The organism is Arenibacter sp. F26102, assembly GCF_023015865.1.
Lineage (GTDB): Bacteria > Bacteroidota > Bacteroidia > Flavobacteriales > Flavobacteriaceae > Arenibacter.
The window spans coordinates 161886-188488 of the sequence record NZ_JALKBC010000007.1 but is presented as its reverse complement, the minus strand read 5'-3'; the positions used below and the strand labels follow the sequence as shown (position 1 = coordinate 188488).

Below are 26603 nucleotides of genomic sequence, written 5' to 3'. Positions count from 1 at the left end.
CCTGCTCCATGAGCAGGTTTTAAAATCGTTTCAAGGTATAAAATTATCCTTTTACACTGGCTAATTTGGAGTTCTTGATATTATGCATTTTTAGATCTTCCAAAACATTCACAGCCTCTTCAACATAAACATCCTTGGCTAAATCCTTGTGCCAGCGGTCCCGCTTTTCCCTTAAAATCGAATCTTGGGTAAATAGATCTTTTTCGTATTTTAGAGATTCAAATGTTAGATGTGAATCATAATCCGAGATAGTTTTAAAATACTTGGCCTTTTCCTTATCAGCTTCCAATCCTTTCTTATAATCCGCGTACTTTAAAGAGACCACAGTTTCGTCCTGTGCCTTTTTTATCCATTGCGCATTTTCCTCGATCAATTTTATTTGAGAATTCTGGTTCATTCTTTTAGTGCTGCTCGCAATGGTAGACTCATAGTCTATATAGCCATCCCAAGGAGTATATTCTGCTGGTGAAATCTTATCCCAGGTCAACGGATTTTCTTGATCCCTTTCCCCTAGGTCGATATAACTATAACGATCTGGCACAACTACATCACTTTTAACACCTTCCAACTGGGTAGACCCGCCATTAATTCTATAGAATTTTTGAGTCGTAAGCTTTATAGCGCCCAAATCTCCATGCTCATTGCTTCTTACTATATTCTCTAAGGGGATTACATTTTGAACCGTACCCTTTCCAAAGGTTTGTTTACTACCAATAACCACCCCTCTCTTATAATCTTGTATAGCTGCAGCCAATATCTCGGAAGCAGAGGCCGATAGTTCATTTACCAAAATCACCAAAGGTCCGTCCCACTGAATGCGCTCATCCTTATCGTTATAAACCTCCGGTTTTTTATCGGTAGACCTTACCTGAACAATTGGGCCGTCCTTAATAAATAGTCCAGCCATTTCAACCACTGTTTTAAGAGATCCACCGCCATTATCACGAAGATCCAAAATTAAGCCTTCGGCTCCAGCTTCTTTTAATCTTTCCACTTCTTGGGCCACGTCCGTAGCCGCGTTCCTTTCATTATAGTCCTCAAAATCTACATAAAATTTTGGCAAATTAATGAGGCCATATTTTTGATTACCCTTAATTATGGATGCGGATTTCGCGTAAGATTCTTCCAATTCAACCACATCCCTGGTCAGGGAAATAACTACCATGGAACCGTCCACTTTTTTAACGGTTAGATCCACCCTTGTACCTTTAGGGCCTTTAATAAATTTGATGGCGTCATCTAAACGCATACCAACAATATCAACAGGTGTTTCCCCATTTTGTCCTACTTTTAAAATCTCGTCGCCAACTTCCAACTGTTGGTCTCTCCAAACTGGACCTCCTGAAATAATCTCTACTATTTTAGTTTGATCTTTCTTCTTTTGTAATCGGGCACCAATACCTTCAAATTTACCTGACATACTGGTATCGAATTTTTCCTTATCATCCGGTGCAAAATAAAAAGTATGTGGATCGAAGACTTCAACTATGGTATTTAAATATTGTACAAACCAATCTTTACGTTCCAAATCATCCACGAAATCAAAATAATCATCCAAGGTACTTTTTGTTAAATCCCTAGCGGCCTTTTCGGCTTCAGCTGAAGTCAATGGCTTGGAAGAAACATTTTCATCAGCAATGGGTTTGGAATTATCTACACTATTGGATGCCTCACCACTATTTGTGACTGAAGATTCTTTGTTGACCTCCAATTTGGAATCGTAAGTACCCAGAGTTGCATACTTTAGCTGTTTTCTCCATCGCTCTTTTAATTCCTTCCGGGAGTCTACATACCCCTGCCCGTCATAATTAATTTCAATGGTTTCATCTACATTGTAATCAAATGGTTCCTCTAAAACTTCTTTATAAATCTCTTTGGCATCATCCATTCGCTTCAATAAGCGTTGATATACCATATCAAAAAAAGAAATGTCGGTATTCTTGATCTGATCATCTATCTGAAACTTATATTTTTCGAATTCCTGGATATCACTTTCAAGAAAATATCGCTTGGTAGGATCTAAAATATCTAAAAAACCTTCGAAAACATTAACGGAGAAATCATCGTTAATAGCCTTCGGCTGATAATGACCACGTTCTAAAACATATGTAATAAGGTCTAATAATAACTTGTCCTTATCATCAGTTTCAAATGATTTGTTCGTAAAACTGCATGAAGCTACCGCAACAAGCATTACTATTAAGGCGTAGGCTAAATTTCTTTTCATTTATTTTATTTTATTATTCCACATTTGGAGTTAATTTTAAAGTATAAAACAACCCCTCCCTGAATGTATTAAAGCAAACATCTAAAATTAATCAAACGATGAGTGCAATCCAAGTTTTGCCATTTAATTATGACCTTTAACGGCAATTACTCTAAGATAACGAAAAAATCGTGCCATATTATACCAATATGACATTAATCTTTTGTTAATATCTCAATCGCATTGGACACTGACAACGGTTGGACCTGTTATGGAATTCTATAAATTCCAGACATAATTTCATCGTGTACTCTTCATATTAGGAAATCCGATAATAGATTAAAAACGTATTTTTGCAGCATAAATTATATACCATGGCGAAACCTTTGATCCTAGTCACAAACGACGATGGCATTACAGCTCCTGGCCTAAGGGCTTTAATACGATTCATAAAGGATATTGGGGAAGTGGTTGTAGTGGCTCCGGACAGTCCGCAATCTGGAATGGGCCATGCGATAACCATAGACAACACCCTGTATATAAAAAAGCTTACCGTAGATTTGGAAAGTGGAGCAAAAGAAGAATACAGTTGCAGCGGAACTCCCGCAGACTGTGTTAAGCTTGGTCTACAGGAACTTTTGGATAGAAGACCAGACCTCTGTGTAAGTGGAATAAACCATGGATCCAATTCGTCTATCAATGTTATTTACTCGGGAACCATGAGTGCAGCAATAGAAGCTGGGATTGAAGGAATTCCGGCTATTGGATTTTCGCTTTGTGACTATTCTTGGAATGCCAACTTTGAGGCTTCCAAGGAGGCCATTCAAAAAATAGTCAAAGAGGCATTAAAAAATGGCATCCCGAATGGGGTTGTACTCAATGTGAATATTCCCAAAACCGATAACAAACCTCCCAAAGGCATAAAAATTTGTAGACAGGCACGGGCCAATTGGAAAGAAAAATTCGACAAAAGAACTAGTCCAAATGGCAAGGAATACTATTGGCTAACTGGAGAGTTTGAACTGCTGGACAAGGGAGAAGATACGGATGAATATGCCCTGTCCCAAGACTATGTCTCTGTAGTCCCAACCCAATTTGATTTAACCGCACACCACTCCATTCAAAACATTAACAACTGGAAACTAAATGATTAAAAAGGAAATACGCATAGGATTTATAGTAGGTATCATTGCCAACACGGTTGGAACTTTATTATATATTCTTATCTTCTCCGATTTTGGTATTGTAGAAACATATAATGCAGCTGTTCAACAAGGGCATATTGGTAGTTTATTGGCGCTTGGAGCCATTTTAAACCTGTTTGCCTTTTTTGGTTTTTTAAAAATACGTAGAGATTATAGGGCAAGGGGTGTAATGATTGCCACCCTAGTGACGGCTATGCTAATACTGTATTACAAGGTTTTTTAGATTCAGGATATGGATTATTCAATATATTAAATTGGAGAACTGGTAATAAACCACACAAACTAAACGGATGAAATATTACATCATCGCTGGTGAGGCCTCTGGCGACCTTCATGGTTCAAACTTGATTAAAGCCCTTAAATTAAAGGATTCGGAAGCCGACGTTCGTTGTTGGGGAGGCGATTTAATGAAGGCTGCCGGTGGTACCTTGGCAAAACATTACAAGGAAATGGCGTTTATGGGTTTCCTTGAAGTTATGACGAACATTAACCAGATCTTTAAAAATATTGACTTCTGTAAAGAGGATATCGTCAATTTTAATCCTGATGTAATTGTATTTATCGATTATTCCGGCTTTAATCTTAGAATTGCCTCATGGGCAAAAAAAAACCATTTTAGGACAAATTACTATATTTCCCCCCAAATATGGGCATCTAGAGAAGGACGGATCCATAAAATAAAAAGAGATATTGATGCCATGCACGTAATTCTTCCTTTTGAAAAGGAATTTTATGAAAAAAAGCACCACTTTCCCGTTAATTTCGTGGGCCATCCTCTTATTGATGCTATTGGGGATATTCCAAGAACCTCCGATAAAAAATTTAGGGAAGAACATAATTTAGATTTAAAAAAGCCCATTATTGCACTATTACCGGGAAGTAGAAAACAAGAGGTTCAAAAAATGCTCACCTTAATGTTGTCGGTAACAAAGTCCTTTCCAAAATATCAATTTGTGATTGCCGGGGCGCCCAGTTTGGATTTGGAATTCTACCAGCCTTTTTTAAAATCTTCCCAAGTAAGCCTAATTTCCAATAAGACCTACGATTTATTAAGTCTGTCCTATGCCGCCTTGGTAACTAGCGGAACCGCTACTTTGGAGACAGCGCTTTTTAAGATTCCACAAGTGGTATGTTACCGTGCCAATTGGATATCCTATCAAATTGCAAAACGGATCATTACCCTTAAATTTATTTCCTTGGTAAATTTAATAATGGACAAAGAGGTTGTTAAAGAACTAATTCAAAACGATTTAAATACCAAAAACATTACTACAGAACTCACCAAGATTTTGGACGGACCTGAGAGAAAAAGACAGTTTGAAGCATACTACGAATTGGAAAAAAAACTAGGAGGCAAAGGCGCTAGTGAAAAAGCGGCGTCCCTGATTGTGGAGAGTGCCAAAACTGCACAATAATAATTTCATGAATCTCAATTTTGGCGCGTATTGCATAACTTATGCAAATAATTCTAACTGGAAATCCATAAATTAAATCACTTTTCGAGCCCCGTTTAAACAATAACTACAGCACCAATACGTTGTTGGAATAAAGACATTATTGGCGATTTATCCTGAAACATTCGCAAGGGTTTTCCCAAAAAAATAACGGATTTTAAATTAATTATTTAAATTTGATATCCAAGAGCACTAACTTTTACTTGGATGATACAAAGATTTTTTTCTTTATTCCTAATTCTTTCCCTGATCGGCTGCGGTGCAGCCAAGAAAAAAACAGTCCATCGCGAGGACAGAAAAATAACAGTTGAAGCCTCGGAAATACCTACTGAAGTAAAGGCCGGGACCCCTATAGGCGTTGAGACCATTAGTAAACCAGCCGCCAAAATAACTGAGCAAATCGTGCATACCGCCCTGACATTTTCAGGGGTCCGTTATAAATTTGGCGGCACAACCGATAGGGGTATGGATTGTTCAGGGTTGCTATATGTAGCCTTTGGGGAACACGATGTTCAACTGCCAAGAGCCTCCTACCAAATGGCAGAGGAAGGAGAAAAAATAAATTTAAAGAACATTAGCAAGGGTGACCTTCTTTTCTTTGGGACCTCTAGAAGAAAAAACAATATAAACCACGTTGGTTTAGTGGTCCAAGTTGACGGCGATGAAATAAAATTCATCCACTCCACCTCATCTAGGGGAGTTATTGTTTCCTCCCTGCGGGAGGGTTATTGGAATTACGCCTTTATAAAGGCTACACGGATCCTCTAGCATGCGGTTGCTAAGGTTTACAACCATAAAACTTACCTTATTACTTATTTGTGGAATTTTAATTGGATATTCATTTAATCCATCACTTGCATTTTCCTTTAGTTTAACCCTTATTTTATTAATTGCCCTAGGAGTTGTATTTGCATTTAACCACAAAGCACCCTCTACGCTTTTCGGATTTCTGACCGGACTTTTGACGGTGGCCATTGGTATATTGAGCCTTACCCTAAGTGAATCCAAAAATATTGGCTCACATTACACCCATCATTCCATGAACGGGAAAAGGGCCTATACTTTAAAAATCCGCGAAGTATTAAAATCCAACGATTTTTCGGATCGATATGTGGCGCATGTTAAATACATGGATAGTTTAAGGGTTGCTGGAAAAGTACTTATTAATATAACAGTAGATTCAACAAAGGGAACTCTGCTTGTGGATGATGAAATAATGGTCTTCACTACATTCCAACCCATTACACCCCCCTTAAACCCACATCAATTCAACTACAGAAAATACCTTGAGAATATAGGAATAAAGCACCAGGTTCGGCTAACACAGAATAATTACATAGCAAATCCCCTCCCTTATAAGACCATCTTTGGTTTGGCTTCCAAAATAAGGAACCAAATCATTGAAAAACTAAGAAAAGAGAATTTTGGCACCGAAGAATTGGGTGTAATCCAAGCCCTCCTCCTTGGCCAACGAAATGAAATTACATCAGAAATAGATTCAGATTACAAAAACGCAGGCGCCTATCATATCTTGGCATTGTCCGGTTTGCATATTGGAATTCTTTTGGGCCTGCTCCATTTTTTATTGATGCCCTTGGAGCTTCTTCCAAAAGGGAGAAGTATAAAGCTGGTTGTTATTGTATTGCTGTTATGGTGCTTTGCCCTCCTGGCCGGTCTTTCTGCTTCTATACTTAGGGCCGTGGCCATGTTTAGTTTCGTTGCCTATGCCCTGTACTTGAATAGGCCCACAAGTAATTTTAATATACTTGCATTGTCCCTGTTTTTCATTCTATTATTATTGGACCCACTATTATTGTTCCAAGTTGGGTTTCAACTAAGTTATGCCGCTGTTTTTTCCATTGTTTGGATATTCCCTCTATTACAAAAACTCTGGGTTCCAAAATATTGGTTCCTTAGGAAAGCTTGGGAATTGGTTTCGGTGAGTATTGCAGCTCAGTTGGGGGTACTGCCCATAAGTTTATTTTATTTTCATCAATTCCCTGGGTTGTTTTTGGTATCAAGCCTGCTGATTCTTCCCTTTTTAACCTTTATTTTAGGGTTTGGAATTCTCGTTATCACACTGTCCTTGGCAAACAGTTTACCTCCAATTCTAGTTACAGTGTACGACACTGTAATCCGTTGGATGAATACCGTTATTGGAACTGTAGCCCAGCAGGAAAATTTTCTTTTCCGAAATATTTCTTTTGATGCCATTCAATTAATTCTCAGTTATGGCATTATCATCTCCATGGTTATTGCATTTACCAAAGTATCCTATAAAAGGGTCATGGTATTTCTAATATTGATCTTATGCTTTCAATCGTATATTTTAGGGAATAGGCAGCTTACAAAACAGAAGGAAACCCTAGTAATAGGGCATATTACCAGAAATACAATCTTGATCCATCAAACGGGACAAAAAGCTACTGTATTTACCAACAATCCAATGGCCTCGGATAGAATGACCAATGATTACACCATTGCCCAGAACATCACAAAAGTGGAACATCAACCAATAAAAAATAGTTTTCTAATAGGCGATGACAGACTGCTCATCCTAGACAGTTCCATTGTTCAACTTCCTAAGGAAAATGCTATCTCAACCCTATTACTGACTCAATCCCCGAAGATTAATCTGGAAAGGCTTTTGGATTCGGCACAACCAAAAATTGTTATCGCCGACGGTAGCAATTTTAGAAGTTATATAGAACGATGGAGGGCTACTTGTAGGAGAAAAAAGCTCCCCTTTCATTCAACTGGCGAGAAGGGAGCTTTGATATATAATTTACGATAATTACCTAACCCCGTGCATAAGTTTTTTAAGAAGTGGATTTAAAACGATCGATATAAATCCAACACCTACAGGCACGAGGGTAAAAATCAGAAAAAACGTTCCCATAGAATATTGCTCGGAAATCCTATCAATCATTCCGCCCATAGTTCCTGCTGCCTTTTGGCCAATGGCTATAGCCAAGTACCATACCCCGAACATGAAACCGATCATCCGCGCCGGAACAAGTTTACTCAGGTAAGAAAGTCCAACTGGTGAGATGCACAACTCTCCCATGGTATGCAACAAATAAGCTAAAATTAAAAACACCATACTCACGGAAGCAGTCTGTGCCCCTGAGGGTATTCCCGATGCACCAAAGGACAGGACAGCGAAACCCAATCCTAACAAAATAAGACCAATACCGTATTTCATGGCGGCACTGGGGTTATATTTGCTTTCCCACCATCTGGAAAAAAAAGGTGCCAGTGTAATGATAAAAAATGAATTAAGAATGCCGAACCAAGTTGCATCTACCTGATTACCCTCTTGGGAAAACTTATCCATTAATCTAAAGATCACCAAAATCCAAAGTCCGATAAAAGCGATAGCCAATATAATATTGGAAAAACCTATACGCTTATAGGTCTTTTTTGCCAGTAGCACCAGAACCCAACTAATAATTAACAACGGAACAGTTGTCAGCAAAGCATCCATTATCTTAAAGATCATGGCGGACTGACCCACGAGCTCCCTATTCGTATAATCCCTTGCAAATATGGTCATAGACCCCAAGGATTGTTCAAAAAAAGCGAAAAAGAAGACTGTAAAAAACCCAAAGATCGATACGGCTATAATTCGGTCCCTTACCACAGGTAGGTATCTGGCAATTCTGGTAACCAATAAAATTAAAAATAAGACCAACGAGCATAAGATAACTACATTGGTGCCACTGAGGCCGCCAAGGCTAAAGGGCGCCAAACTTGTTCCCTGAATTTTTTCCAAGGGATCATTAAAGAGATAAAGTAGCCCGCCAATCGAAGACAAAACAATCAAAATTTTATCTAAAAGACTAAAAGGATTCAATTTGGTTTCAACATCTTGGTCCTCTCCTATCACGACTTTGACTTCCCCCAGTTTTAATGGCTTACCACCAATATCTCCAAACAGGTCCTTTGCCAACCAAAACTGTAGCATGCCTAGAAGCATAAAAATACCCGCTAAACCAAAGCCCCATGACCAACCGTAATTTTCTGCCAAATATCCGCAAAGCATCATACCAAAAAAGGCACCTGCATTTACGCCCATATAAAATATGGTATAAGCTCCGTCCTTTTTGGATTCTTTGCCGTGATACATCTCGGAGATTATGGAAGTAATATTGGGCTTAAAGAAACCAGTACCAATGATTAAGAGGGCTAGACCAAGATAAAAAGTGGCCGTCGTTTCCAATGCCATAGCGGCATGGCCCAAAGTCATTATTAAACAACCTATTACTACAGCCACCCTATAACCTGTTATTTTATCGGCAATCCAGCCACCCACTATTGGGGTTAAATACAAAAGGGAAGCATAGGTTCCGATTAAGGCCAGTGCATTTTCCCTGGGCCACTCCCAACCTGGATTGTCGCTTATAATAGGCGCTGTTAAGAACAACACCAATAGGATACGCATCCCGTAAAACGAGAATCTTTCCCACATTTCCGTGAAAAATAAAACAAATAGTCCCGCAGGATGACCAAGGACCTTGTCCTTAAAAAGATTTTCAATATCGGTATTCATATCAAGACAGTTTACTTATTATTTATTTCAGAATCACCAGAGGCCTATTGCCCCTGACACTGAACTTAACTATCATTACTATAGGTATATTCATCTGCAAAATACGTTAAAATACAAATTACCGACCAAAGGGATTAATGTGTAATTTTGCGTTCATTATCTTCGGCACCATGGGTCAATGTTTTTAACTTCTTCAAGAAGACTCCAATGAGTAATCCAAAGAGAATACAGAATATGGCAATTCCTGTAAATACCGTGTACTCCCCGAGATGAGAAGCGGATTCCCCTAATAATCCTGCCACTTTATTTCCCAAACCTGTTGTTGCAAAATATAAGCCCATCATTAGGGAGGCGTATTTGGCAGGAGCTAATTTGGTAACAAAGGATAAGGACACAGGAGAAAGACTTAACTCGCCCACAGTATGGAACATATATGCCAACACCAACCAATACATGGCAGACGATCCCGAGCTTTCAAATTGAGCAGTCGCAGCTGTCATAAATAAAAATCCAGTTCCCATGATAATTAGTCCCACGATCATTTTAAAAAGAGAGGAAGCTTCCTTACCCTTAAGCTTGCGACTGGCCCAGAAGTTGGCTACCACAGCCCCTAGGACAATAATAAAAAATGCATTCAAGGATTGGAACCAAGATGCTGGAACCTCCCAACCCATTAACATTCTATTCGTTTTTTCGGAAGCATAAATATTCATTAATCCCCCAGCTTGTTCAAATGCACCGAAGAAAACGATTACCATTAGAAAAGAGAGAATTAAAACAATAACCCTATCCTTTTCAATTTTACTAAGTGGTCTCTTTAAGGCATCTTGATCTTCAATATTCACGGATTTTCCAAGAAAGTCGCCCACACCCACAAGATATTTCTGACCAAGAACAAATTGTATAAGACCCAAAAGCATACAGACACCAGCCAATCCAAATCCATAATGCCAGCCGTAAACCTCTCCTACATACCCTACAATTAAACTGGAAAGAAATGCGCCAATATTTATACCTATATAAAATATGGTAAATCCCTTATCCCTTCTAATATCACCCTTAGGGTAAAGTCCACCCACCATGGTAGAGATATTAGGTTTTAACATACCAACACCGGCAATAATAAAACCGAGACCTGTATAAAATGCCCACATCTGTTCTATAGCCAGTATACTGTGGCCTATTACCAAAAGTACGGCTCCAACAATCACTGCCTTTTTCTGTCCAAGAATTCTATCTGCGATGATCCCACCGGGAATAGAAGCCACATAAACCAGCATGGTATACCAACCATAAAGTGCCAGAGCCTCAATATTGGTCCAGCCCAAACCTGGATTCCTATCACTAGTTTCGGTAATTAAATATAATACCAAAATAGCCCTCATCCCATAATAGGAAAATCGTTCCCACATTTCAGTGAAGAATAGGATATAAAGTCCTACCGGATGGCCAAATAATTCCTTTTGATGTGCTTCTTTAACGGTTGTCTGCATAATTATGAATTATAGATTTTCTTTTATGAAATTGGTTATTTTTGTGAACAGATGTAGGCGGGTATTCCCGCCATTGATACGGTGATTCTTATCGGGATAAATGGCCCAGTCGAATTGTTTATTGGCCTGTACCAATGCTTCCACCATGCGCATCGTATTCTGTAAGTGCACGTTGTCATCTGCAGACCCATGAACCAACAAATACTTTCCCTTGAGAAGTTCAGGGTAATTAAATGGTGAGTTTTCATCATAACCGCTTGGGTTTTCTTGGGGTGTACGCATAAATCGTTCTGTATAAATAGAGTCGTAAAATCGCCAAGAGGTCACAGGAGCCACCGCAATTGCCATTTCAAAGGTATCATTCCCTTTTAATAAACAATTGGTAGACATAAACCCTCCATAGCTCCATCCCCAAATACCTGTCCTTGTTTCGTCTACAAAAGGTAATTCACTTAGTTTTTTGGCTGCGGCGATCTGATCCTCAACTTCATATTTACCCAACTCCATATAGGTTACCTTTTTAAATTCAGATCCCTTATAACCTGTACCCCTACCATCTACGCAAGCAACAATATAACCTTCATTGGCCAACATTTGAAACCAGTAATCGTTGGTGCCCATCCAGGCATTGGACACTCTTTGTGATCCAGGACCACTGTATTGGGTCATAAACAGCGGGTATTTTTTCGTTGGGTCAAAATCTCTTGGCTTAATCATCCACATATTCAACTCATTAACATTAATGGGGATTGTGGAAAATTCCTTGGGACTTATCCTGTAATTGCCCAATTTAGACAATACTTCCCGGTTATCTAAAATGTCCTTTACTTTTTTTCCAGTCAAGGAGTTATGTAGGGTATATTCCGGAGGGGTAGTTGCGCTTGAAAAGGTATTTATGAAATAGGCGAAATCAGCGCTAAAATCGGCATCATTTTTCCCCACTCTCATTGTTAATCTTTTTTTATACTTCCCATTGCTCCTCACCCTGTAAACATCTCGATTGATTGATCCGTTTTCGGTAGATTGGTAATAAATAAGATCTTCCTTTTGATCGTAACCGTAGAATTTGGTTATCTCCCAAGGACCTTTGGTCACTTGGTTCAGCAGATCCCCATCGGCATTGTACAGGTAAATATGGTTAAATCCATCTTTCTCACTGGTCCAAATAAAGCTGTCATCCTCTAAAAAAGTAAGATCATCCTTAACATTCACATAGGCTGCATCTGTTTCCTCCAATAGAATTCGGGTGTTATGATCGGTAGCGTTTACCTCAAATAAATTTAACCTGTTCTGATGCCTGTTCAAGGTCTGAACACTAAGGTAATTGGGATGGTGCATCCACTTTATCCTAGGAATATAATAGGGATCCTTAAGACCCACCTCCGTTATTAGGAGAGAATCCATATCAACAATATGGAGAGAAACCACAGCATTATTTTCTCCGGCTTTAGGATATTTAAACACGGTTTGGGTCTGGTATAGACTGGAACTGTAGACATCCATGGAAAAATCCGGTACATTGGTTTCATCGAACCGTATAAATGCTAGTTTAGACCCATCGCTATTCCACTCAAAAGCCCTTACAAAGGCAAATTCCTCTTCGTACACCCAATCCGTTACCCCATTGATTATCTTATTCTTCTCTCCATCAAAAGTCAATTGTCTCGTAAGCTCGCTAGCAATATCAAAAACATAGATATTATTGTTATACACATAAGCAACCTTGCTACCGTTGGGTGATAAGATTGGCTCTTGAATCCTGGAATCCGAAATTTTTATAATTGATTTGGAATTAAGGTCGTACACAAAGAACACACCTAGTGTAGACCTTCTGAAAATAGATTGGATTTCCGTTGCCAACAATATTTTGGATTCGTCTTCACTAAATTCATAGGAGGTAAAATACGGTACCGAATTTGACGAAGAAACTATTGTTTCCAGTTTTTTTTGGGTTTTGTAATCATATTTCCCAATAGACGATATTCCCGAGGCCTGGTCAATATTTAAAATGGTATATTGCTTTCCATTTTTCATGGAATGCAATATATCCAAACCCTTAACCATAAAGGCTCCTTGATATATTTCTTCTAGGGAGATATCCTTATTTTGGGCAATAAGAACTGAAAAATTGCATAGAATAAATAGGAATAACAAAAGCAAGGGGGACTTTATCACAAAAACATAGGTTTAAAAGTTCTATTATTACTGAAAAACTATTAAGACTATTTCAGTATTTTCGAAGATTGATTCTAATCTCCAAGTTTACTAAAAAAATAACAAAAACAGGTGCCTTATACCTAAAAAATAACAATCCGTAATTACAATTAACCCGTTTTAAGATATTCAATGTTTTGACACCTTATTACTATCTTTACCCAAAGAAACCGAAAGCTCCATGACCACTCCGATAGAAGGATTTTCCAAACTGACAAAAGAGGATAAAATTAACTGGATTGCCCAACATTATACCAAATATAGTGAGGAAACTGTTGCTATCTTAAAACAGTATTGGAACAATGATGCAAAATTGCAAAGTTTACATGATGAATTTATAGAAAACACGGTTACCAACTTCTATTTGCCTTTGGGCATTGCTCCCAATTTTTTAATCAACAACAAACTATATGCCATCCCAATGGCAATTGAAGAAAGTTCAGTAGTGGCTGCCGCCAGTAAGGCAGCAAAATTTTGGCAGACCCGTGGTGGATTTAAGACCAGTATTTTGGGAACGGAAAAGGTAGGACAGGTGCACTTTATATACCAAGGTGATACGGAAAAACTGACCAAATTTTTCCATATTGTAAAGCCAAAATTAATAGCTAGTGTTGCTCCCATAATTAAAAATATGGAAAAACGCGGTGGCGGTATAACGAGTATAGAACTAAGGGACAAAACCTCAGATTTGCAAAACTATTTCCAATTACATTGTACCTTTGAAACATTGGATGCCATGGGAGCCAATTTCATAAACTCTTGCCTAGAAGGGTTCTCCCAATGCCTTAAAGACGAGGTACAGAATTACAATGGATTTACAGACCGGGAGAAGGATATTGAAATAGTCATGAGCATTCTCTCCAATTACATCCCCAATTGTGTCGTAAAGGCCGAGGTTAGTTGCCCTGTATCCGATTTAAAGGCCCACCACGGTATAACGGCCGAGGATTTTGCAAAAAAGATGGTCCGCGCCGTAAATATTGCAAAAGTGGAACCCTATAGGGCGGTTACCCATAACAAGGGCATTATGAATGGTATTGACGCCGTAGTCTTGGCTACTGGCAACGATTTTAGGGCCATAGAAGCCGGAGCACATGCTTATGCCGCCAAGGACGGGCAATACACCAGCCTAACACATGCCAGTATAGAAAAAGGGGTTTTTAGATTTTGGATAGAGATTCCTTTGGCTCTAGGAACGGTTGGTGGGTTAACAAGCATACATCCGTTGGTAAAACTTGCTTTGGAAATATTACAGAATCCTACCGCAAAGGAACTTATGCAAATAGTAGCAGTGGCCGGACTGGCACAAAATTTTGGAGCTTTACGTTCCCTGGTAACCACTGGCATCCAACAAGGACATATGAAGATGCATTTATTAAATATTTTAAACCAATTGGGCGCTACCGAAGCAGAAAAACTTAGCTTGGTGGATTATTTCAAAAAACATACTGCATCACATAGTGCAGTGGTGGTAGCCTTTGAAGAATTGAGGAATAAGAAATGACAAAACAATACTACAGTAACGGTAAACTGTTGATAACAGGAGAATATCTAGTACTGGACGGTGCACTAAGCTTGGCCGTTCCTACTTTATATGGCCAATCCTTAGCCGTAAAAGAAATCAAGGATAATCTTCTGGTTTGGAAAAGTTTGGACGACAAAGGAAGAACTTGGTTTGAAGGTGTTTATGAATTGGACAATTTTTCCGAAGTTTCCAAAAATGCACATTCTCCCGAATCAAAACCCATCTCGGACAGGCTCATAAAACTTCTTTTGGAAGCCAAGAAATTAAATCCAAATTTTTTAGCTTCAGCCCATGGTATAGAAATATCCACGGCATTGAACTTTCCTAGGGAATGGGGTTTGGGATCCTCGTCTACCCTAATCAACAATATAGCACAATGGGCGAATATCGATGCCTATGAGCTGTTATGGAATACTTTTTCGGGAAGTGGGTACGACATTGCTTGTGCACAACATAACAGCCCTATCACCTACCAGTTAAAAAACTCCAAACCAATTGCACAACCAGTAGCCTTTAATCCATCCTTTAAGAATGATCTGTACTTTGTTTATCTAAATCAAAAGCAAAACAGCCGGGAAGGCATTGCCCATTATCGAGAAAAGGATTTCAACTCTTTTACCACCCTATCCCAAATTAGTAGTATTACTCAACGAATATTGACCTGTACGCGTTTGTCCCAATTTGAAAAGCTGCTGAAAAAACACGAAGCGATCCTGAGTGATGTCCTTGAGGTACAAACGGTTAAAGAAAGGTTATTTCCTGACTTCAAGGGAGCAATTAAAAGCTTGGGAGCCTGGGGAGGCGATTTTATCCTGGTCACTGGTAACAAAACCACGCCCGATTACTTTAAGGAAAAAGGTTATGCTACTGTCATTCCCTTTTCAAAAATGGTTAGATAACCACACCCGCTCAGATTGTATTTATATACCTTAATATGAAACAATTTTACCAAAAACAATAAAACCTCCCGATTGGGAGGTTTTATTGTTTTGTAATCTTCTATTTACTAATAAAATATAGATCTTTTGTCCTCTATTGTAGAAGCCTCCTTTAAGGCATTGTATACAGAATAGTTTACCCTACCTGCTGCCGAAGCCTGTAAGCTACTGGCATAGGTACTATAGTTATCCAGTTTTGGAGCGTCATCTTTTTTTGTTACATTTAACATATACACACCACTTTCACCAGAAATCAAATCTGAGGTAGCCCCTTGCTCCATGGCAAACGCAGTACCAACAACGAAAGCCTCCGACCCAGCACCTGGGATAATAGGAGATTTCATGGTCAATGCAGAAGCCGTAGTGGCTATAACATTATTATCCTTGGCAAAATTTTCCATAGATTTACCTTTATTGGCTTCTATGATCTTAGCCGCTTTTCTTTCCTTTCTTAATTTTGGAAGAACTATAGCCGAAGCATCCTCAACACTCATAAGTCCTTCTGCATATTTCGCAGTTAATTGAACAACAGCATACCCATTGTTTATATTAAACCTTTTAACCTCTCCCAATTTGGTATCTTCGTTAAAAGCCCATTGAACAATGGAACGTTGGGCAGAAAGACCTGGAAGATTTTCGTCCATCTCCTTAATTTTGTTTACAGGTCTAACCAAATAATTACTTTCTTTGGCCGCCGCAGTAAAGTCTTTATCCGAAGTAGTTTCCATTTCAAATTTGGTAGCCTCCGTAAACAAAGTATTGATAGTCTCCTCAGAAGGCTCTATTTCTCTTGCCAATGTGGCCAACTGAACAATATCCTGCTTATCATCTATCTTAACAATGTGAAAACCAAAATCTGTCTCAACCAATCCAATGGCCCCAACAGCATTACTAAAAGTAAAGTCGTTAAACGGCGCCACCATTACCCCTTCTTGATTATATCCAAGGTCACCACCTTTTGGGGCAGAAGGTCCGTCTGAATTATCTCTGGCCAATTCAGCAAAAACAGTTGCTTTTTGCTTTGCCTCGACCAACAATTCCTTAGCTTTTTTCTCGGCTTCCTCCTTAGTACGGGTAACTTCTGGATTGGCGCGTTGAGCTCCTTCATAAGAAATTAAAATATGACTGGATTTTACGGTACCGTTAGCCTTTCTATCCATCATTTTGGAAACCTTGAAGAAGTCCCCATCACGATACGGACCATAGATACTTCCTTTTTCTAAGGCCATAAGCGTATCTGCAAACTTAACTGGCAGATCTTTTTTAGCCTTATAAATAGTATCGAATTTAATATCTGAATTTCTATCCAAAAAGGCAGCCATATCATTTGTATGACCAAACCCTTTAATGGTGTCATTGGTATCTTTCTGTGAATTGTACTCCACACGATCCTCCAAAAGTTTTGAGATTTCTTCCTTTACGGCATTTTCATCTTCCAAAGAAGCTTTTTCCTCGAAATAGACAAACTGTATATCCCTAGACTTATCTTGCTTATAATCTTTTTTATGGTCATTAATATAAGCCTCAATTTCATTTTTTGAAACCGCTATAGTTGAATCTGGTATTGAAGAGAAAGGTACCCTTACATATTTGATATCGACTTTATCATTGGCCAATTTATAATCCAATTCGCCTTCCTTTAAGGTAGAAACCACACCAGCCCTGATAAGATTAAAATAGGTTTGCTCCTTGGCGTTTTGAATTATGGCCTGTTCGTCCTGCAACCATAGAGCATAACGACTAGGATTATTTGCTTTCCAATCGGCCACAGCTTCTCTAAACTTATTATCGTCAAAAACTCCACTGGCATTTTGAAATTCCGGATTTTGAACATAGGAAGGAATAGTTTTTATGTAGTTTATTATCTGATCCTGTTCTATTTCAATACCCAACTCCTCGAACTGCTGATTTAGGATTGTATTTCTAACTTCCCTATCCCATACTTGATTAACCAATTGCATGGAAGAAGCCGTAGGACCGGCCATTCTAGAATATGCCTCAACATTCCTTCTAAATTGATCAATGGAAATTTCATCCCCATTAATCTCCGCCACGGAAGAACCAACCTTTCCACCACCCAATTCATTGCTGCTGAACACTCCTGAAATTACGAATGCAAACAAAGCCAGACCAATGATTAAAATTAAAACGGTAGTTCGTTTCCTTATATTCTCTAAAATTGCCATTATGTAAACTGTTTAAATTTATCCCGTTACTATCGGGAGGCGAAATTACTACTTTCTTTTGAAATAATAAAAACTAAAAAAAATCAAAAAATATCCCTGAAATGCCTATTCATCATCAAGCACAACCAAGGAAACCATATCTATTTTATTACTTGAAACCTCTAAAACCACAAAAAGAAAATTATCTATTTTAATTTCGGAGTCTTTTTCCGGAATTTCACCAGTAACGTTAATGATCAAACCTCCCAGTGTTTCATACTCATCGCTTTCAGGAAGGTGCAATTTATATTGTTCATTGACATAATCCACTTCCAATCTACCGGAGAACTTATAAGAGTTTTGATTTATCTGCTCCTCGTGCAAATCAGTGGAATCATGTTCATCCTCGATATCACCGAACAGCACCTCCACAATATCCTCCACCGTCATGACCCCGGAGGTACCCCCATACTCGTCCAAAACAACTGCAATACTTTTCCTTTTTTTGGTCAAAATATTAAGTATATCATTGATTAGCATCGTTTCGGGAACAAATTCTACTGGAAGCAGGATACTTTTTATCGTTTTGGGCTTTTTAAAAAGCTCATAGGAATGTACGTATCCAATAATATTGTCTATTGTATCCTTGAATACCAATATTTTGGAATACCCAGTTTCCGTAAAAAGTTTTGCCAAATTTTTAGGGGTCTCATGAAGTTCCACTGCTGCAATCTCTGTTCTGGGCACCATCACCTCCCTTGCCTTAACCCCTGAAAACTCCAAAGCATTTTGAAAAATTTGTATTTCCGAATCCACCTCATCTTCCTTCTCCACAGCTTCCATCTGCTCGGTAATATAATCTCCCAATTCTATTTTACTAAATGCCAATTGCACCTCATCGCCATCTGTTTTAAAGAGCACTTTTAGTATGATATCGGATATCCAAATAATAAAATCCGATATCACAGAAAACAATACATAAAATACATAAGCAGGTATTGCCAACAGTCTTAATAAGGTATTGCTATAAATCTGAAACAATACTTTAGGCAAAAATTCGGCAGTCAAAAGTATTACCAAAGTAGAGATAACCGTTTGGGTAACTAGGCTGAAATCGGTTATCAATAAAGCTAAAACACTACCTGTGGAGGACTCCATACCGGCAAAGAGCCCCATTAGCATGTCGCCCATAAAAAGACCATAAACCACCAAGGCTATATTGTTCCCAATAAGCATGGTTGCAATAAACTTAGAAGGTTTTTTAGTTAGGCGAGCCAAGACTTTGGGCAAAAAACCATCCTGCTTTTTCTCAATTTCTATGTGAATTTTATTCGCAGAAATAAAGGCTATTTCCATTCCCGAAAAAAAGGCCGAAAATAGTAATGAAATAACAATGACAATATATGCCTCCAAGATTATTGTTTATTATTTTTCTGACGTTCTTCGAACCTTTTCCTATAGGTTTTTTTAAAAATGAACATTCCTATAGAAACTATCCCAAAAAAGACAAACAAGTAGGCTCGCTGTCTATCTATGTTCCATTGCTCGTATATCTCAAAAGCAGACACTACGGCCACTGCCAAATATAGGTATTCTGTATATCTTAAAATCTTAATCATTCTTCTATCTTCTTTTCTTTTATACTCATATAGCCGTAGGTCTTATTAGCATTAAAAAAACTAAAATCCCTATTAAAGTCCATTCCTTCCCCATCCATTATAGTTCCCTCCTCTGGATTGGTATATTTGAATTTCTCTTGGGTAAAAATCCAATCATTGGTTCTATCCCAATATAATTGTGGAGCCTCCAACTTTTTACCGTCGCTGGTTTCAATAACCACATTACCTTGCAAATCTATTAAATTAGTACTGGAATAAATAATTCCGTAATCTGCTGTAACCGTGCTCTTTTCTCCCTTTTCATCAAAAAACTCCACCATAACTCCATCGGGAAAGGTATAATAAGGAAAAGCCAGATTGTTATAGTCGTCGCAAATTGGACCCTTTAATACCGCCACCACATGGGAGGGGACAACTCCTTCATTTTTCTCAAGCTCAACCGTCTCGGTAAGGGTCAGTGTAAAATCCTCGGCCACTGCACTTGGAAATATTTTTTTTATAGCTTCATCCCCAACTCTCTCATAACTATCTGCACAGGAATAAAAAAGCATTGCCATAGTTATAACTATGGCAATGCTCCTAAAATAATATAATCCTTTTTTTTTCATCCTATAGGCTGGGCACTTTAACACTACCACCTACCCAACATGAGAAACTTACTGTTTTACCGGCCATACCTGAATTAAATATATCAGTTTTGGATGGCGCTTTAGCTCTATAACTGGCAGCTGCTTGACCAGCCCTACCACTTAACGCGGGATCCACACGACCTGCCTGGCGAGCCAAGTCTTCGGCTTTCCAGTATATAGCTCTTTTCTCGAAAGGAGTACTACCACATTCGTTGGCACTTCCTGCATACAAACTAGCTATCAACAAATAAGCCTTACCGTTGGAAGGATTTGCATCTATTGCCTTTTGGGCATAACTCCTAGCGGTAGACCTACTACCTCTTCTATAGCTAGTTGCGATTTTATATGCAATATTGGATTTCTTTTTGGCATCTTTTTCCAATTCAAGTGCCTTGTTGAAATCTTCAAGTGCTCCTTTGGTATCCCCAGCATTGTTTTTAAGGGCACCACCGTACATATAAGCACTGGCGGAAGGCTCCATGGCCAACTGTACTTCAAAAAGCTTTTTGAACATTGGATCTTCAGTACATTCCTTACTATACATTCTCCCTACTGCTCGCTTGATCCAGGTTATATCTCCCTTTTTAGATTCAAAGTTCTTTTCGTACAATGGAATTAAGTTTTCACAATTGGCCAAGGCACCCAATTTGCTGTCAATACTTTCAGCTATCTTACCATAGCTTTCAGAATAACTATTATAAGAACTCAATTGTTTTTTCTCTTTGGAAGTCAATGTACCGGCATCTTCCTTTGGAAGGAGTTTAGTGATAACCTCTGTAAGCTTATCGTTTTCTTCATCTATCTTTTCAGTAACGTTGTCGTATTTTTCAAATACTTCCTCTAAATCCTTTTTACCTGCACTATTCAGATCCACCAAACTGGAGAAATATAAATACAATGCCTTAGGATTTTTAAAATTTGCCTTATCCTCTGTAAAAGCTTTGTCAAGTTGAGAGTAGATTTCCTCATCGGTAATCATTTTCTCATCATACTTTAACAACACCTTATCTATAATAGTCTCAGCTAAGTCTGTCTTGGCAGGGAAGTACTTTGCCCTATTATCATATAATTCAATTAAGGCATTTATATTGGCAGTCTTATCTGCTCCTGTAGATTTACCCAACCTATCCTTTAATATTCGTTCACCATATAAAATATTGGCCCAATTTAAGGTAGGACAATTTTCATATACCATCTTCCATGGCGTATAGGCAGCCTCATAATTCTTAACTTTTACATGCTCAGTGTAAATGGAAAGATTGGTCATACACTCCGGATTTTGAGCTTGAGAATGCCCTAAACCCACAAATCCCATGGCGGCTATCGCAGTGATGTAGAGTTTCTTTTTCATCTGTCTGTTTATTTTAAGGTGGTTAAAGTAATAATTTTTAATTAATTTTTCTTGGTATGAACCATTTATCGTTTAATGATAGGCCCAGATTAACTTTGAAATAACTTTCTTCAACTAAATCTCCATATTTTGTTCCTCTTTTACCAAGTTCAAAACCAAGGTTAATATTGGAAAGATTACGTCCCAGTGGTAAACCTATTCCAAAAGTTATGCCAAAATCATTTATCTCCTTATTATCTACTACTATTCCCGATTTAGAGACCCTTGCCCCGGCCCTATACGTTGCCCTTTTCAAATAACTTGTAAAAGATGTGTAATCTGGGATATAATACCCACCAAGCCTAAAGGTCTCGGCATTCTGATATTCCAAATTACTGGCAGGAGTAAGTTCGTTCTCAAAACTACTTAGTCCCTGAAAGCTGTACTCTGCCCCCAAAAACCATTTTTTATCTATTCCATAGCCAACGCCTAAAGTGGCCGTGGTCGGAATCTGCACTCCGGTGCGCGCCAAACCTTGAGCTTCCAAATCTACCTCCAGCACCTCTATATCCCTACCATTGACAGTAGAAAAAGAACCAATGGTCCTTGTGTTCTCAGACACCAAATTGGCTTGTGTATTAACCACTATACTGGTAAAAAGAGTGTGTTTTTCGGTGAGGGACGGTGTAAAACTTGCTCCAAAATTAAAATCAAAACCTTTGATCCTAGATTCTATCCTATTGAATGACCCCAATTGTACATCTTCAATGGTCTGAAAACTACTGGTCTTCTGGTTTCCAAAATTAAAATTACTGGTAACTCCTAAACTTAGGTTTTTCAATAGTTCATAGCCCACGGAGAAATACACTCGGTTCAATCCCCCTTCACCATTAAACGATTCCAGTATTGCTCCCTGACTTGAAGAAGTTCTTTCAGATTGAAAACTGTAACCTACGGAAGAATAGGGCATAATTCCAAAACCCACACCAAAACCTTTGCCCAAGTTAAAACCTAACGATAAATAGTCCAAATTTGAAATTGATGCGCTTTCTTTAGCAACATTACTTTCAAACCGGTACTCTTTTCGTGAAAGCCCAGCTGTGTAAGTTGTTAAACCCAACTTGCTATAAGCTGCGGGGTTACTCAGATTAATGTGAATACTATCCGTATAAACACTTAATCCACCCATCATTTGATTCTCCACTGTTCCGGTAGCCCTTAAATCGCCAACACCAAAATAGGAATAAGGAGAAGCAGTATTATTCTGTGCATATATGCTTACCGAAGTTACGCATAATATTGCAATTATAAAATTTTTGATCATCTAGCGCTTGTTGTATTCTAACAAATGATATAACCCCAACAGGAGAAATTTAGAATGCGCAAATATGGTATTTTTTAATCGTTTTGACAAAAATTGAGCATCACCACCTGTTAAAATAACTGTTAAATCGACAAATCTACTTTTATACTGATCAATTATTCCGTCTATTTCACTACAAATGCCATTTACCACACCGCTGTGTATACAAGTTTCGGTAGTATTTCCTATATAATCGATAATAGGTTTTTTTTCCAACAAAGGCAATTTGGAAGTTTGTTCGTGCAAGGCCCTATACCTCATGTTAATTCCAGGGGAAATTGCCCCACCCAAATATTCCCCATAATCGTTAATGGCATCATAGGTGACACAGGTACCGGCGTCTATGACCAAGGTGTTTCCATTTGGATTATGATAAAAAGCCGCTGTTGCCAGGGCAATGCGATCTACACCCAAGGTCTGGGGGGTTGCATAAGAGTTTTTGAAGGGTGTTTTGGAAGCATGACTTAACACATGGACTTTGCAAAACACACATAACATGGCAATTTCTTCATTACTCATTCCTCCAACATTGGAAACAATGGCATTTTGAATGTGAACGTACTCCGCAAATACGGTTTTTACATTTTTTGCAAAATCTGCATTCGGAATTTTTCGATAAAAAATTATTTTTTCATTATCGAAAATCGCCATTTTCACTAGGGTATTACCCACATCTATGATCAAGTTCATACTGCAAAGATCAAAAAAGATGAAAAAACAAATGCCTTTTTTTTCATTTTTGTTTGTATATCATAAAATTGAAATTATATTTGCACCCGCTTACAGCGTTTGGTGCCTTAGCTCAGTTGGTAGAGCAATGGACTGAAAATCCATGTGTCCCTGGTTCGATTCCTGGAGGCACCACCTCAAAAGCCCTTGATTTTCAAGGGCTTTTTTATTTTTATAGCCCTTTTTAGCATCTCTTTTTCAGCAAACCGCCGCACTTCCGAGAAATTTTAGTGATTATACTAAATCATAACCTAAAGATTTTTTACATTCCCAACAATTCCGTTATGCTTACCGACTCCCAAATTATTCCCTGATAGGCACTTCTATATCCACCTTCATATAATATACCAATATTTTTCCGATCAATAAGTGTCAAATCGGAATAAGCAGAAGGACCTCTAAAAATTTGTTTTACCATTGGCCATGACTCTCCATCATCCGAACTTGCCCTGATTGTCATATTCACTCTACTTTTGGTATCTGCCGGGTTTGCAAAAAGAACATATACCCGACCTTCATAATCAAATCGCAAGGTACTGGCCTGGCAAATTGCTTCTATCAAGGACTCATGATGGTGCATGTTCTTCCAAGATTCCCCTCCGTCATCGCTATAGGCAAGTTGCCTGCTACTCATCTGCCTATTATAATTGCGCATGTTCAGCATAAGTCTATGATCGGAAAGTTCTACCACCTCACATTCATTTACCTGATCAAGAGGAGTGCTTCCTCCCAACTCCCATGTTTCTCCATGATCGTCGGAATAAATGGTATGCGAATAATACTTTTTGGTTACCGCCTCAATATGATCACTTGCGATTACCAACCTGTCTTTATACTTGCCTCCAAGAATTTGAATTCCCGACCCTGGCCCTGTGGCATACCATGTCCAATTGGACAATTTCACCTCTGAAGTAATTTCTTTAGGTACACTCCAACTTTCACCCTCATTTTCGGACTTTAACACAAACACCCTGCGTGTGTCCTTGCTCTTTTGGGCTATTATTTCCGATTCATGGTCTCCCCCTAAATTCCAGGTGGACAATAAAAAAACAACCCCCGTTACACGATCAACTACAGGTGAAGGATTTCCACAGGTATTTCCTTCATCGTGCCACAGTACTTCCAATTTACCCCAAGTTTTACCACCATCTTCTGACCGCTTCATCACCAAGTCGATGCTTCCTGTATCGCTACAGCCATTCTTCCTTCCCTCGGCAAAAGCCAATAAATCACCTTTTTTTGTTGTAACTACAGCGGGAATCCGAAAACATTGATAACCCTCATTGCCACCTTCAAAAATATAATTCAAACTTTTTTCTTGCTCCTTTTCCCCTTTTGAGGCTTGGGAAGCAAGTGAATATGCCAGCAAGCCTAAAATGACAAAAACGAAAATTCGCTTCAAAAATATTTTGAAAAAAAACATTTATTAATTCTTAGGATTGGAAAATTTACCACTAATATATTGGATCATAAACAAAAGTAAGAACTATCATCATTCTACAATTTGCCCTTTAGACAACAAAACGTTTTTTAATTTATCGTAATCCACTTCCTGAACGGCAGTTTCTTCATCGATTGCCAGAACAGCCGCAGCAGCCGCAGATTGTCCCAATATCATAAATACAGGTTCCATTCTAATAGAACCAAACGCAATATGACTGGAAGAAACACAGACTGGCACCAACAGGTTTTTGCACTCTTTCTTCTTGGGCACCAAAGATCCATAGGAAATGGTATATGGGCCATTGGTGCTAACCCCAATATCTCCTTCATTTTGCACAAATCCATCTGGTTTCACATAGCGTTGAACATTATGGGAATCCATTGTATATGAACCCATACCTATTGGTTTAGGGGTAGCCCTTTTTTTCAAAAGCTCATTTTCGGTCATCACGAACTCCCCAATCATCCTCCGGGCCTCCCTTACATAGATTTGGTGTGGCCAGTTTCCATTGTCCGTAAATTCATCCTTGGCCAGGCCCCATTTTTGCATTTCCGACTGTATATCTTGCGGAACCCTAGGATCATTGGCTACAAACCAGAGCAATCCCTTTTGATAATTCTCATGTTCCTTAATAATCTCTTTTCTTCTTTCATAGGTGGCCTCCGGATAATCGTAATTCATACCAATATTATCACTACTCAGGGGACCGTGGTTGTTGGTGTCGGTTTTGTAGTTTGGTACGGGATCGAACTTTTCGAACCAATCCTTCCTTCCACTTTCTAAGGACCTCGCCAATAACTCGTAGTTCAGGGGGACATAATCCTCTGGTTTGGGAAAGGGAATTCTATTTTCCGGAAAATTGCTCATACACAACCTAAAACAATAGGCTTGGATCTTATTGTCACCGCTGTGTCTATCCCCAGGATCTTCCTCCGATATCTTGGGCAAAAGACCACTGGAGGGATCTCCAGGTACTATATATGGGGAAATATCCGATTGAAACCAGTGTTTATGATGCAAGATCCCTGTCTGCACCCCATTCCATTCTTCGCCGTATACTTCCTTGCCCTCTCTACCCACATGATAGTTTACGCCCGCTGAAGCCATAAGGTCTCCTTCATAAGTGGCATCCAAAAACATTTTACCAGAATATGTCTTTCCCGATAAAGTGGTAATGGAAACAATATCGCCATCTTTAATCAGTACGCCATTTTCCCTATCCAACCATTCATCGCGATCTATCCGAATCTGCTCTTCCTTAACCAAGTCCTCGAATACCTTTTCCGCCACATGGGGCTCAAATATCCACATGGTCCTATTTTCACCATCCATGGCAGGGGTACCCTGGCCTTGGTTCCCATATTCCTCTTTTTTTTGCCAGATCCAGGCCTCTTCCGTATTGTAATGTTGCCAAACTCTGTGGTAAAATTCCCTGGCCAGCCCACCAATTACACTCTTGTCCCCTGTATCGGTAAAGCCCAAGCCTCCTGATGACAATCCTCCCAGATGAATGTCGGGCGATACCACAATGACCGATTTTCCGGAACGTTTTGCCTCCACCGCAGCCGAAATGGCAGCGGAAGTGCCTCCGTAAACAATGATATCGGCAGAAGCTACCGAGTTACTTTTTTCTTCGGTCTGCTTGCAACCTGTTAGTCCCATCATTCCAGTTATAACCAGGATAAGGATTAAATTAATAGTCCTTCTTTTTAGCTTCATTTTGTTTGGTGGTTGAAA

Annotated in this window: 20 protein-coding genes and 1 tRNA gene; 8 read left to right on the top strand and 13 right to left on the bottom strand. The window is 38.8% G+C overall.

Going from position 1 to position 26603, the window contains the following annotated elements:
* Positions 1 to 43: 43 nt before the first annotated feature.
* Complete coding sequence (locus MWU78_RS12170) at positions 44 to 2227, bottom strand: carboxy terminal-processing peptidase (RefSeq protein ID WP_246998077.1); 2184 nt, start codon at positions 2225 to 2227, stop codon at positions 44 to 46.
* 353 nt (positions 2228 to 2580) lie between these two features.
* Here MWU78_RS12170 and surE point away from each other — a divergent pair, with 353 nt between their 5' ends.
* The 5 genes from surE (at position 2581) to MWU78_RS12145 (ending at position 7659) form a co-directional block, all read left to right on the top strand.
* Complete coding sequence (surE, locus tag MWU78_RS12165; protein ID WP_246998271.1) at positions 2581 to 3360, top strand: 5'/3'-nucleotidase SurE; 780 nt, start codon at positions 2581 to 2583, stop codon at positions 3358 to 3360.
* Positions 3353 to 3634, top strand: a complete 282-nt coding sequence (locus MWU78_RS12160; RefSeq protein ID WP_246998075.1) for a hypothetical protein — start codon at positions 3353 to 3355, stop codon at positions 3632 to 3634. Before surE ends, MWU78_RS12160 begins: the two co-directional genes overlap by 8 nt.
* A 67-nt stretch (positions 3635 to 3701) precedes the next feature.
* On the top strand, positions 3702 to 4826 hold the full coding sequence (lpxB, locus tag MWU78_RS12155; RefSeq protein WP_246998073.1) for a lipid-A-disaccharide synthase: 1125 nt from the start codon (positions 3702 to 3704) through the stop codon (positions 4824 to 4826).
* A 246-nt stretch (positions 4827 to 5072) separates the two neighbouring features.
* On the top strand, positions 5073 to 5633 hold the full coding sequence (locus MWU78_RS12150; RefSeq protein ID WP_246998071.1) for a C40 family peptidase: 561 nt from the start codon (positions 5073 to 5075) through the stop codon (positions 5631 to 5633).
* Position 5634: 1 nt separating this feature from the next.
* On the top strand, positions 5635 to 7659 hold the full coding sequence (locus tag MWU78_RS12145; protein WP_246998068.1) for a ComEC/Rec2 family competence protein: 2025 nt from the start codon (positions 5635 to 5637) through the stop codon (positions 7657 to 7659).
* On the opposite strand, the gene MWU78_RS12140 is transcribed toward MWU78_RS12145, so the two are convergent.
* From MWU78_RS12140 to MWU78_RS12130, 3 genes are all read right to left on the bottom strand, one after another.
* Positions 7660 to 9417, bottom strand: a complete 1758-nt coding sequence (locus MWU78_RS12140) for a peptide MFS transporter (RefSeq protein WP_246998066.1) — start codon at positions 9415 to 9417, stop codon at positions 7660 to 7662.
* A 134-nt stretch (positions 9418 to 9551) separates the two neighbouring features.
* Positions 9552 to 10910, bottom strand: coding sequence for a peptide MFS transporter (locus tag MWU78_RS12135; protein ID WP_246998064.1), 1359 nt, complete (start codon positions 10908 to 10910; stop codon positions 9552 to 9554).
* Between the two features lie 9 nt (positions 10911 to 10919).
* Positions 10920 to 13082: a S9 family peptidase gene (locus MWU78_RS12130; protein WP_246998270.1), complete on the bottom strand. Its 2163-nt coding sequence runs from the start codon at positions 13080 to 13082 to the stop codon at positions 10920 to 10922.
* Between the two features lie 223 nt (positions 13083 to 13305).
* Here MWU78_RS12130 and MWU78_RS12125 point away from each other — a divergent pair, with 223 nt between their 5' ends.
* Both MWU78_RS12125 and MWU78_RS12120 read left to right on the top strand, forming a co-directional pair.
* Positions 13306 to 14628 (top strand): hydroxymethylglutaryl-CoA reductase, degradative, encoded by a 1323-nt coding sequence (locus tag MWU78_RS12125; protein WP_246998062.1) that lies wholly within the window; start codon positions 13306 to 13308, stop codon positions 14626 to 14628.
* Positions 14625 to 15548, top strand: a complete 924-nt coding sequence (locus MWU78_RS12120) for a GYDIA family GHMP kinase (RefSeq protein ID WP_246998060.1) — start codon at positions 14625 to 14627, stop codon at positions 15546 to 15548. The genes MWU78_RS12125 and MWU78_RS12120 overlap by 4 nt, the downstream gene beginning before the upstream one ends.
* Positions 15549 to 15655: 107 nt before the next feature.
* On the opposite strand, the gene MWU78_RS12115 is transcribed toward MWU78_RS12120, so the two are convergent.
* From MWU78_RS12115 to MWU78_RS12085, 7 genes are all read right to left on the bottom strand, one after another.
* Positions 15656 to 17773 (bottom strand): peptidylprolyl isomerase, encoded by a 2118-nt coding sequence (locus tag MWU78_RS12115; protein ID WP_246998058.1) that lies wholly within the window; start codon positions 17771 to 17773, stop codon positions 15656 to 15658.
* A 105-nt stretch (positions 17774 to 17878) separates the two neighbouring features.
* Positions 17879 to 19168, bottom strand: coding sequence for a hemolysin family protein (locus tag MWU78_RS12110; RefSeq protein ID WP_348647086.1), 1290 nt, complete (start codon positions 19166 to 19168; stop codon positions 17879 to 17881).
* The gene (locus tag MWU78_RS12105; protein WP_187581110.1) at positions 19168 to 19371 is read right to left on the bottom strand and encodes a hypothetical protein; all 204 of its coding nucleotides are present in this window, start codon (positions 19369 to 19371) and stop codon (positions 19168 to 19170) included. Before MWU78_RS12105 ends, MWU78_RS12110 begins: the two co-directional genes overlap by 1 nt.
* Positions 19368 to 19979: an LPS export ABC transporter periplasmic protein LptC gene (gene lptC, locus MWU78_RS12100; RefSeq protein ID WP_246998056.1), complete on the bottom strand. Its 612-nt coding sequence runs from the start codon at positions 19977 to 19979 to the stop codon at positions 19368 to 19370. Before lptC ends, MWU78_RS12105 begins: the two co-directional genes overlap by 4 nt.
* 1 nt (position 19980) lies before the next feature.
* The gene (locus tag MWU78_RS12095; protein ID WP_246998054.1) at positions 19981 to 21351 is read right to left on the bottom strand and encodes a hypothetical protein; all 1371 of its coding nucleotides are present in this window, start codon (positions 21349 to 21351) and stop codon (positions 19981 to 19983) included.
* 37 nt (positions 21352 to 21388) lie between these two features.
* Positions 21389 to 22654 (bottom strand): hypothetical protein, encoded by a 1266-nt coding sequence (locus MWU78_RS12090; protein ID WP_246998052.1) that lies wholly within the window; start codon positions 22652 to 22654, stop codon positions 21389 to 21391.
* On the bottom strand, positions 22655 to 23383 hold the full coding sequence (locus MWU78_RS12085) for a type III pantothenate kinase (RefSeq protein WP_246998050.1): 729 nt from the start codon (positions 23381 to 23383) through the stop codon (positions 22655 to 22657).
* 101 nt (positions 23384 to 23484) lie between these two features.
* Here MWU78_RS12085 and MWU78_RS12080 point away from each other — a divergent pair.
* Positions 23485 to 23557, top strand: a tRNA-Phe gene (locus tag MWU78_RS12080).
* 127 nt (positions 23558 to 23684) lie between these two features.
* Here MWU78_RS12080 and MWU78_RS12075 read toward each other — a convergent pair.
* Together MWU78_RS12075 and MWU78_RS12070 are read right to left on the bottom strand one after the other, a co-directional pair.
* Positions 23685 to 24824 carry a sialidase family protein gene (locus tag MWU78_RS12075; protein WP_246998048.1) on the bottom strand — a complete coding sequence of 380 codons (1140 nt, stop codon included), beginning with the start codon at positions 24822 to 24824 and terminating at the stop codon, positions 23685 to 23687.
* 90 nt (positions 24825 to 24914) lie between these two features.
* Entirely contained in the window at positions 24915 to 26585 is a 1671-nt protein-coding gene (locus tag MWU78_RS12070; RefSeq protein ID WP_246998046.1) for an FAD-dependent oxidoreductase, read from the bottom strand.
* Between the last annotated feature and the right edge of the window lie 18 nt (positions 26586 to 26603).